This is a genomic window from Myxococcus sp. CA023, from assembly GCF_010998615.1.
Classification (GTDB): Bacteria; Myxococcota; Myxococcia; order Myxococcales; family Myxococcaceae; genus Myxococcus.
This window is the reverse complement of sequence record NZ_JAAEAH010000001.1, coordinates 60,503-71,376: the sequence shown is the minus strand read 5'-3', so window position 1 is coordinate 71,376 and position 10,874 is coordinate 60,503. Positions and strand designations below refer to the sequence as shown.

Below are 10,874 nucleotides of genomic sequence, written 5' to 3'. Positions count from 1 at the left end.
GGTGAGAGGTTCCAAGGGGCGGAGCTGTGGAAAAGCCGGAGACCTTCGCTGGGGGGGAACGCGCAGCATAAGCTATGAGCACCCACATTCCGGTTTTCGTCCGGAGTCCTGATGCTGGGCTCGCGCACATCGGAGCGCAGCGGCTGCTGACGCGGCTCCAGACCAACACCCCGTTCGCGCTGCGGGATCAGCTCAGCCGACGCCCCGGAAGGTTGAAGCCTCCGCGTGAGCCGCCGTCGCTTCGGGTACGTAAAACATCCGCTTTATACGTACTCTAAGACAAAGTGCTATTACGCGAAAAATGCCACACGTCCACGGGTCCCCAGGCGAGCTGAAGTTCTCCGATGAAATCCAGGCGCTGCACGGTGAGCTGTCCGCGGCGGCGGTGGCCTTCCTGAAGTTCGCGGAGCGGACGCCCGAGGTGTTCGCGCGGCACCGCTTCCACAAGTTCGAAGCATCACCGCTGATGTATTACGAGCTGCATCGGTGGCCGCTCCTCATCGACTCGCGCCGCAACCGTGAGCTGGAGGAGGTCTCGGTGAAGCTCTGCCGGCTCATCAAGCGCGGGCCTCGGCTGTTGCTGGACGGCGACCCTCGGCGCATCGCCGACTACTACGGTGTCTCGCTGGAACGGGCGCGCGTGGCGGCGGAGGTCCTGGCCAACACGGAAGACGCGCGCGGCGCGCTCAGCCGTGGGGACTTCATCGACTCGGCCGACGGCCTCAAGTGCCTCGAGGTCAACATGATGGCGGGCCTGGGCGGTTGGGAGACGGGGCTCAAGGCTCAGGTGGTGATGGACCAGCCCGTGCTCCAGCGCTTCACCGAGGAGCAGGGCCTGCGCATCCAACTGCAGGACACGCTGCGCGCCTTCCTGGGTCATGTCGTCGAGGACGTGCGACGGACCGTTGCGTGGGAGGGCGAATGCAACCTGGCCGTGCTCTTCCCCGACAACGAGCTGCCCGAAGCCGCGGGCAGGGAGATGGCGACGCTGCTGCTCAACAGCACGCTGAGCGAACTGCTCGATGCTGAAGGCGCGAAGGGCGAGGTGCTCATCGGCACCTACAGCGAGGTGAAGGACGCGGAGGGCCACTGCTTCACGATGCGCGGCCGGCGGCTGCATGCCGTGCAGGAACATGACGCGAGAGATCGGCTCGAAGTGGTGGGCCCGGACTTCGACGCCCGCGTCCGCGCCGCGCTCGCCGCGCGCACCTTGTGTCTCTACAACGGTCCAGCGCAGGAGCTGCTCGACGACAAGCTCAACATCGCGCTGCTGTCGGAGAACGAGACGTCACTCGCGCTCACTCCCGAGGAGCGGGAGCTCATCCGTCGGCACATTCCCTGGACGCGCCGCGTGCGCTCCACCCAGACGACGCGCGACGGCGCCTCCGTGTGGCTGCCTGACGAGCTCGCCGCCTCGAAGCGCGAAGGCCTGGTGCTCAAGGCGGGCCGCGCCTATGGCGGCAAGTCGGTGCTGATTGGCCGCGCGATGAGCGCCGAGGACTGGGACGCCGCCATCCAGGAAGCCCTGGAGCACGGCGGGTGGATTGTCCAGGAGCGCATCGAGCCCCGCCCCTACCACTTCCTGCGGGACGACGGCGCCGTGGGCCCCCACATCCTCATCTGGGGCGCCTTTGTCTTCGGTGAGCGCTACGGCGGAACCATGGTCCGACTGAACCCCACCGGTCAGGGCAAGGACGTGGTCAACGCGACCCAAGGCGCGTTGATGTGCGCGCTCGTCGTCGTCGAGTAACAGCCCGTGTCACACCGAGCCTCGGGGAATGAAAGAGCCCCTGGTAATCAGGCTCACTCCGGCCTGCCGCCTATTTTCAAGTTTCAAGTATAATCAACCAAAACCCATTTGTCGCAGCTGGCCGCGCTACTATAGGCTTTGTCACCATCTTGAAACGCGGACACGCGACGACTCGGCCCGTCTCGAAGCGGCCCCGAGGGCGTCGTCTGCCCGGGAAGGAACGCTCGCCGTGAAGCTCAGTGTTCTCGATCACTCCATCGTCGCCAGCGGCTCCCAGACACGTGCGGCCTTCCAAAACACGGTGGAGCTGGCCCGAGCCGCTGAGCAGCTCGGTTATCACCGCTTCTGGCTCGCGGAGCATCACGGCTCAGGACACTTCGCGGGCGTGGCGCCGGAAATCCTCGTCGCGCATGTCGCGGCGGCGACGTCTCGCATCCGGGTGGGAACGGGCGGCGTCCTGCTGTCGAACTACAGCCCCTTCAAGGTCGCCGAGGTCTTCCGGCTGCTGGAGACGCTCCACCCCAACCGCATCGACCTGGGCATCGGACGGACGTCGGGCAGCACGGACCTGGTGGCCCGCGCCCTGGCCTACGGCCCGCCGATGAACAACGAGAACTTCCCCACGAAGCTGGAGGACCTCGTCGCCTTCCTGTCGGGCACCACGCCCGCGACGCCGGAGTTCGAGAAGCTGAGCCTGAAGACCATGGCGCCGGGCATGCCGCAGGTCTGGGCCCTGGGCTCGGGGGAGCAGAGCGCCGCGCTCGCGGCCCGGCTGGGTCTGTCCTTCTGCTTCGCGCACTTCTTCAACCCCATCCATGGCGGTCCGGTGACGCGGGGGTATCGCGAGCGCTTCCAGCCTTCGCACGTGCAGGCGGCGCCCAACTCCGCCGTCAGCGTCTACGTCATCTGTGCCCCGACCGAGCAGGAGGCCCGGCGAATAGCCCGGAGCAGCGACCTGCTGACCATCAACACCCGCAGGGGCCGGCCCGAGGCGCCCATTCCTTCCATCGAGGAGGCGGAGGCCTACGCCTACACGCCCGAGGACCTGGCCACGCTCGAGTTCGACCGCAAGCGCGTCGTGTGTGGTTCACCGGACCAGGTGAAGGAACAGCTATTGCGCATGGCCGCCGAATTCCAGGCGGACGAGCTGCTCGTCACCACCATCGTCCACGACCATCGCGCCCGGCTGCGCAGCTACGAGCTGCTCGCTGACGCGTTCTCTCTCACGAGCACGCCGCCCGCCGCCCAGGCAGCCAGCTGAGCCGCGCCTCCGCGCAACGCGGAGCCCTGCCCCGCGTCACGGTCACCGCCCTGAGCCCTGCGGCATGAGGGCTCCGTGGGGAATGTGCGTGATGCCGCCGGGCCGCTACCCCACCTCGCTTCCTGAACGTGAGTTCGTCGACAGCCATGAGCGAAGACAACCTGAGTGAAGGCGACGATCTGGCCATTGCCATCGTCGGAATGGCGGGCCGCTTCCCGGGCTCCCCCGACGTGGAGACCTACTGGCGGAACCTCTGCGAGGGTGTGGAAGGCATCCGCTTCTTCACGGACGACGAACTGAAGGCACGCGGCGTTCCCGAGGAGCGCCTGCGACAGCCGGGCTTCGTGCGCGCCGGGGCCGTGCTGGACCAGGTGGACGCGTTCGACGCGAGCTTCTTCGGCTATTCGCCGCGCGAGGCGGCGCTGATGGATCCGCAGCACCGCATCTTCCTGGAGTGCGCGTGGGAGGCCATCGAGCGCGCGGGCCACGGACTGGATACGGAGTCGCGCTCGGTGGGTGTCTTCGCGGGCACGAGCCTGAGCACGTACCTGCTCTTCAACCTGCGCACGCACCCGGAGCTGCTCGAGTCGAGCGACAGCTTCCAGGTGATGATTGGCAACGACAAGGACTTCCTCGCCACGCGGCTGGCGTACCACCTGGACCTCAAGGGCCCCAGCCTGGATGTCCAGACGGGTTGCTCCACGTCGCTGGTCGCCACCCACCTGGCCTGCCAGTCACTGATGGGCTTCCAGTGTGACGTGGCCATCGCGGGCGGCGTGTCCGTGGACGTGCCCCAGCGCACGGGCTACGTGCACCAGCCCGGTGGCATCGCGTCGCCGGACGGCCACTGCCGTCCCTTCGACGCACAGGCCCAGGGAACGCTCTTCGGCAGCGGCGTGGGCGTGGTGGTGCTCAAGCGGCTGGATGACGCGCTCGCGGACGGCAGCCACATCCACGCCGTCATCCGGGCCTCCGCCATCAACAACGACGGTGCCTCGAAGCTCGGCTACACCGCGCCCAGCGCCGAGGGACAGGCGGAGGTCATCGCCCGCACCCACGCCCTGGCGGGCGTGACGCCGGACACCGTGGGTTACGTGGAGACGCACGGCACCGGCACCCTGCTGGGAGATCCGGTCGAGGTCTCCGCGCTGACGAGCGCCTTCCGCGCCGGCACCGAGGCCACCAGCTTCTGCGCGCTCGGCTCGGTCAAGTCGAACATCGGCCACCTGGATGCGGCGGCCGGCGTGGCGGGGCTCATCAAGACGGCCCTGGCGGTGGAGCACGGACGCATTCCCCCCACCCTCCACTGCCGCACGCCCAACCCGAACATCGACTGGGCGCGCAGCCCCTTCTTCGTGAATGCCGCGTTGAGGGACTGGCAGCCGCATGACCACCGGCGCCGCGCGGGCGTGAGCTCCTTCGGCATTGGTGGCACCAACGCCCACTCGCTGCTGGAAGCGCCGCCGCCCCCGGCGCCCTCCGGTCCGTCGCGGCCATGGCAGCTGCTGGTGCTCTCCGCGAAGAAGCCGGCCGCGCTCGACGCGCTCACCCAGAACCTGGGCACGCACCTGAAGGCGCACCCCGAGCAATCCCTGGCGGACGTGGCCTACACCCTCCAGATTGGCCGCAAGGCCTTCCCGCACCGGCGCGTGGTGGTCTGCGAGAGTGGCGAGGACGCGGCCACGGTGCTGTCCGAGGTGAACCCCGAGCGCGTGTTCACGGACGTGGCCAAGGACGGTGGCCGCTCAGTTGTGTTCCTCTTCCCCGGCGGTGGCGCGCAGCACCTGCGCATGGGGCAGGAGCTGTACGAGAAGGAGCCCGCCTTCCGCGAAGCCTTCGACGCGTGCGCCGCCATCTTCCAGCGCCGCGGCGGACCGTCGCTGCGCACGGTGCTGTACCCGGCGGGCGACGCGGACGCGGGCGCGCCCCTTCCTCGTCCCTCCGTGGGCCTGCCCGCGCTCTTCACGGTGGAGTACGCGCTGGCCAGGCTGTGGGAGTCCTGGGGCATCCGGCCCGAGGCGATGATTGGCCACAGCATGGGCGAGTACGTGGCCGCCTGCCTCGCGGGTGTCTTCTCGCTGGAGGACGCGCTGGCGTTGGTGGCCGAGCGTGGCCGCCTCTTCGAGCAGCTTCCCTCCGGCGCGATGGTGAGCGTGGCCCTGTCCGAACAGGAGCTGCAGCCGATGCTGGGCGAGCACCTCTCCCTGGCCGCCGTCAACGGACCGTCGCAATGCGTGGTGGCCGGCGACACCGCCTCGGTGGATGCGCTCTCCGCTGACCTGGCGACGCGAGGCATCGAGCACCGCCGCGTCCACATCGACGTGGCCGCGCACTCCCACCTCATCGACTCCATCCTGCCGGCGTTCGCGGCCTTCGTCGGGCGGCTGAAGCTCCAGACGCCGACGCAGCCCTTCGTCTCTGGCGTCACGGGGACATGGGTGACCGAGGAGGAGGCCACCGACCCGAGGTACTGGGTGCGCCACCTGCGGCAGACGGTGCGCTTCGGTCCGGGCGTGCGTTGCCTGCTGGAGAACCCGTCGCGCGTGCTGCTGGAGGTCGGTCCCGGGCGGACGCTGGGCTCGCTCGCGCGCCTGCAGGTGGAGCGCGGCCAGCCCACCGTGGTGCTCACGTCGATGCGGGCGCCTCGTGAGCCCGGCTCCGACATGCGCTTCGTCCTCACCACGCTGGGCCGGCTCTGGGCGGCGGGCGTGCCCATGGACTGGCGGCGTCTCCAGGCCGGAGAGCAGCGCCGGCGCGTGGTGCTGCCCACCTACCCCTTCGAGCGCAAGCGGCACTGGCTGGAACCGAATGCAGCCGGCATCGCGATCGCCAGCGACGTCTCGCTCGCCCGGCGCAAGGACGCGGCGGACTGGTTCTATCTGCCCTCCTGGAAGCGCACGCTCGCACTGCGAGCAACCACCGCCGCGCCCCAGAACTGGCTCGTCTTCACCGACACCGGCGGGCTGGGAGACGCCTTGGCGACACGGCTGGCGGAGAGCGGCGGCCGGGTCACCCGGGTGTCGCAGGGCTCCGACTTCCGCCGAGTGGATGACGGCGCCTTCGAAGTGGACCCAACCCGCCCGGAGACCTACGCGGCGCTGCTGAACGCGCTCGCCGAGGACTCTTGCCGGCCCGAGCGCATCGTCCACCTGTGGAGCGTGGACTCCGCGGGAGAAGGACTGGCGGGCGTGGAGCACGCCCAGCGCACCGGCTTCTTCAGCCTGCTCTTCCTCGCACAGGCCCTGGCTGGCCATGGCGCGTCCGGGCCCGTGCAAATCACGGTGGTCTCCAGCGGCGTGCAGGCCGTCACCGGACATGAGGTGCTGGCTCCGGAGAAGGCCACGCTCCTGGGCGCCTGCCGCGTGCTGCCGCACGAGGTGCCGGGCCTGTCATGTCGGTCGATCGACGTGGAGGCCCCGAGCTGTAGCAAGACGCGCCATGCCCTGGTGGCGCGGCTGGTGGGCGAGCTGGCCACGGGTTCCTCCAACGGCGCCGTGGCGCTCCGAGGCCCGAACCGCTGGGAACAGTCGATCGAGCAGGTGCGCATCTCCGCGCCCGCTGCGGATGCGCCGTCGCGCCTGCGTCCGCGAGGCACGTACCTCATCACCGGCGGCCTGGGTGGCATCGGCCTGGTGCTGGCGGAGTCGCTCGCGCGGCAGGTCCAGGCCCGGCTGGTGCTGGTGGGCCGCAATCCCCTGCCGGAACGTGACACCTGGGACACGTGGCTCACCGAGCACGGTGAGCAGGACCGGGTGAGTCAGCGGATTCGCCAGGTGCTGGCGCTGGAGTCCCTGGGCTCCGAGGTCCTGGTCCTCCCGGCGGACGTGGGCGACGCCGAGCAGATGGCCGAGGTGCTGCGCCGGACGCGACAGGCCTTTGGCGAAATCCACGGCGTCATCCACGCCGCGGGCGTGCCCGCGGGCGGCCTTGCCCAGCTCCGCACCCAGAAGGCCGTGGAGGACGTCCTGCGCCCCAAGGTGTCGGGCACGTGGATCCTGCACGCGCTGCTGCGCGACACGCCCTTGGACTTCTTCGTGCTCTGCTCGTCTCGCACCGCCTACACGGCGGAGCCCGGGCAGATTGACCACAGCGCCGCATGCGCCTTCCAGGATGCCTTCGCTCACCAGGCCGCGGCGACGGGGAACGTGCCAATCATCTCCCTGGGCTGGGACACCTGGCGCGAGGTGGGCCAGGCCGTAACGACGCAGATGCCGGACGGCGCCAACCCGATGCGGGAGGCGATGCTGGCCCATGCCCTGACACCGGCCGAGGGTGTGGACGTCTTCGAGCGCGTGTTGGCGCAGGCCCCCACCCACGTCGTGGTGTCCACCGAGGACCTGCGAGCGGCCATGGCGCGCAGCGCCTCGCTGCTCCAGGACTTGATGGGCCCCATGGAGACGGACGCCGCGCTGACGACGGAGCGCACGGCGCCCGCCAGCATGGACGAGGCGGAGCGCGAGCTGGCGGACATCTGGCAGCGCTTCCTGGGCGTGGAGAGCGTGGCGCTGCACGAGAACTTCTTCGAGCTCGGTGGGAACTCGCTGATTGGCCTGAAGGTCATCAACGAGGTGAAGCGCCGCTTCGGCAAGGACCTGCCCGTGGTTGCGCTCTTCGAGAACCCCACGCTCAGCGCCATGGCCCGGCTGCTGACTCGAGGGCAGGAACAGGCCTCGGCCACCACCAGTGACCGACGAAGCCGCGGAGCCAGGCGTCGGGAGCTCATCCAGCAGCGGCGCCAGTCGGGGAACTGAGTGCGAGAGGGGGACAGCGTGTCGGACAGCAACACGGGGATGGAGATCGCAATCACCGGCATGGCCGGGCGCTTCCCGGGCGCGCGCAGCCTGGAGGAGCTGTGGCGCAACCTCTGCGACGGCGTGGAGTCCATTGAGCCGCTTTCGGACGAGGCAGTCCTCAAGGCGGGCCTGCCCCCCGAGGTGCTGAAGGATCCGCACTTCGTGAAGGTGGCCTCACGGTTGGACGACGTGGCGGGCTTCGACGCGGCCTTCTTCGGCTACACGCCGCGCGAGGCGGAGGTCATGGACCCGCAGCAGCGCCTCTTCCTGGAGTGCGCGCTGGAGGCGCTGGAGGACGCGGGCTACGGCGCTCCGCCTCCCGAGCTGTTGGTGGGCGTCTTCGGCGGACAGGCCCTGAGCACCTACCTGCTGCTCAACCTGCTGGGTAACGCGGAGCTGATGCGCACGGCGGACCCGCTCCAGCTCAACCTGGGCAACGCGGGCAGCTTCCTCACCACGCGGGCCGCCTACAAGCTGGACCTGCGCGGCCCCAGCTTCAACATCGAGAGCGCGTGCTCCACGTCGCTGGTCGCGGTCCACGTCGCCTGCCAGAGCCTGCTCAACCAGGAGTGTGACGTCGCGCTCGCGGGCGGCGTGTCCATCAACCTCCAGATTCAAGGCGGCTACCGCTACGTGGATGGCGGCATCCTGTCGCCGGACGGGCACTGCCGCCCCTTCGATTCGCAGGCCAAGGGCATCGTCTTCGGCAGCGGCGCGGGCGTGGTGGCGCTGCGGCGCCTGGAAGATGCGATTGCCGATGGCAGCCCCATCTACGCGGTCATCAAGGGCTCCGCGGTGAACAACGACGGTGCCGCGCGCGTGGGCTACACCGCGCCGGGCGTCGAGGGCCAGGCCGCCGTCATCTCCGAGGCCCTGGGCAGCGCGGGCGTATCGGCCGGGAGCATCGGCTACGTGGAGGCGCACGGCACCGGCACCGCGCTGGGAGACCCCATCGAGGTGCAGGCCCTCATCCGCGCCTTCGGAGACGAGGCGGCCGGACCGCGCACCTGCGCCCTGGGCTCCATCAAGCCCAACCTGGGCCACTTGGACGCGGCGGCGGGCGTGGCGGGCCTCATCAAGACGGCGCTGGCGCTGAAGCACCGCAAGCTGCCCCCCAGCCTCAACTTCGAGACGCCGAACCCCAACATCCCCTGGGACGCGAGCCCCTTCTACGTCAACACGAAGCTGCGCGAGTGGAAGGCACCCGCCCGCGAGCCTCGGCGTGCCGGCGTGAGCAGCTTCGGCATGGGCGGCACCAACGCCCATGTCATCCTGGAGGAGCCGCCCTCCCGCGCTCCGGCTCCGGCTCCGTCCACGCGCCCGCACCAACTCCTGGTCCTGTCGGCGCGCACGCCCACGGCGCTCGCCGCGCAGGCCGCCCGGCTGGAGGAGCACCTCCGCGCGAACAAGGGCCTGGAGCCCGCGGACGTGGCGTACACGCTCCAGGTGGGCAGGCGGCGCCACCCGCACCGCCGCGCCATCGTTTGTCAGGGGCGTGAGGACGCGCTCACGGCGCTGGGCGACATCAGCCGGCAGCTCTCCGCCACCGAGGAGCGCACCAGCCGCCCCACCGTGTTCATGTTCCCTGGCCAGGGCGCGCAGTACGCGGGCATGGCGCAGGGCTTGTACGAGAACGAGCGTGGGCTCCGCGCGGACGTGGACGACTGCGCCACCCGGCTCATCCCGCACCTCAAGCTGGATCTGCGCGAAGTCCTCTTCCCTGCCACGGACCGCGCCGAGGAAGCCCAGCGGCAGTTGCAGCAGACGCGGTTGGCCCAGCCGGCCCTCTTCATCATCGAGTACGCGCTCGCGCGGCTGTGGATGTCCTGGGGCGTGCGGCCCGAGGCCATGGTGGGCCACAGCATCGGTGAGTACGTGGCCGCGTGCCTCGCGGGCGTCTTCACCTTGCCGGACGCGCTAGCCCTGGTGGCCGCGCGGGGCCAGCTGATGCAGGACCTGCCGCCGGGCGCCATGCTCTCCATCGCGCTGTCGGAAGCGGAGCTGGTGTCGTCGCTGGATGCGCGGCTGTCCGTGGCCGCGGTGAACGCGCCGTCGATGACGGTGGTCGCCGGCCCCGACGACGCCGTGGACGCGCTGAAGGCCCGGCTCGACGCACGTGGCGTCCAGTCGCGTCGCCTGCACACCTCGCACGCGTTCCACTCGGCGATGATGGACCCCATCGTCGCGCCCTTCACCGAGCGCCTGCGCCGGATGAAGCTGTCCGCGCCGCAGATCCCCTTCCTCTCCAACGTCACCGGCACGTGGGTGACGGCCGCCGAAGCGAAGGACCCGGCCTACTGGGCTCGCCACCTGCGTCAGCCAGTGCGCTTCGCCGCGGGGCTCGCGCAACTGCAACCCGCGCAGGTGCTCCTGGAGGTCGGTCCCGGCCGCACGCTGACCACCTTCGCGTCCCAGCCTGGCGCGCTCCGGCAGGCGCCCACCACGGTGACATCGCTCCGTCATCCGGACACGCGGCAGGCGGATACGGCCGTGCTGCTCGGCGCGCTGGGACAGCTCTGGCTGTCCGGCGTGGATGTGGACTGGGACGCTTTCAACGGCGAGGCACGGCGCCAACGCGTCGGGCTGCCAACCTACCCCTTCGAGCGCAAGCGCTACTGGGTCTCCCCCGACGGGCACCGCGCCCTGGCCGCCGCGCCGTCCGCGGAGCGCGCCCCCGATACGGAGGAGCCCGACGAAGCTCCCGCCGCGGGCTACTCCCGCCCTGCATTGGCCGTGGCCTACGTGGCTCCCGACACCGAGGACCAGCAGGTGGTGGCGCGCATCTGGGAGGAGGTGTTGGGCGTGCGACCGGTGGGCGTCCACGACGACTTCTTCGCGCTCGGTGGACACTCCCTGCTGGCCACCACGGTGGTGGGACGGCTGCGGGACACCTTCGGCTTCACGGTGCCGCTGCAATCGCTATTCGAAGCGCCGACGGTGGCTCGACTGGCGGCCCTGGTGGCCGAGCAGCGCAAGAGCCCCGGCCATGACGACCCGGAGGTGGAGGCCCTGCTGCGAATGCTGGCCGAGCTCACCGCCAAGGAGGGCGCGGCCAGCCGTTAGCCGCGCG

Annotated in this window: 4 protein-coding genes; all 4 read left to right on the top strand. The window is 70.1% G+C overall.

Annotated elements, in window-relative coordinates:
• Nucleotides 1-301 precede the first annotated feature (301 nt).
• The 4 genes from F8M74_RS00150 (at nt 302) to F8M74_RS00135 (ending at nt 10,867) form a co-directional block, all read left to right on the top strand.
• Nucleotides 302-1,750 carry a hypothetical protein gene (locus tag F8M74_RS00150; protein ID WP_141252619.1) on the top strand — a complete coding sequence of 483 codons (1,449 nt, stop codon included), beginning with the start codon at nt 302-304 and terminating at the stop codon, nt 1,748-1,750.
• A 229-nt stretch (nt 1,751-1,979) separates the two neighbouring features.
• Entirely contained in the window at nt 1,980-3,011 is a 1,032-nt protein-coding gene (locus F8M74_RS00145; protein WP_141252620.1) for an LLM class flavin-dependent oxidoreductase, read from the top strand.
• Between the two features lie 146 nt (nt 3,012-3,157).
• Nucleotides 3,158-7,762 (top strand): type I polyketide synthase, encoded by a 4,605-nt coding sequence (locus F8M74_RS00140; RefSeq protein ID WP_141252621.1) that lies wholly within the window; start codon nt 3,158-3,160, stop codon nt 7,760-7,762.
• An 18-nt stretch (nt 7,763-7,780) separates the two neighbouring features.
• Nucleotides 7,781-10,867, top strand: a complete 3,087-nt coding sequence (locus F8M74_RS00135) for a type I polyketide synthase (RefSeq protein WP_228559241.1) — start codon at nt 7,781-7,783, stop codon at nt 10,865-10,867.
• The last annotated feature ends 7 nt before the right edge of the window (nt 10,868-10,874 follow it).

Excerpts from the sequence above, each read along its gene's own strand:
- F8M74_RS00150 (WP_141252619.1), top strand. The coding sequence starts at position 302 with ATGCCACACGTCCACGGGTCCCCAGGCGAGCTGAAGTTCTCCGATGAA.
- F8M74_RS00140 (WP_141252621.1), top strand. The coding sequence starts at position 3,158 with ATGAGCGAAGACAACCTGAGTGAAGGCGACGATCTGGCCATTGCCATC.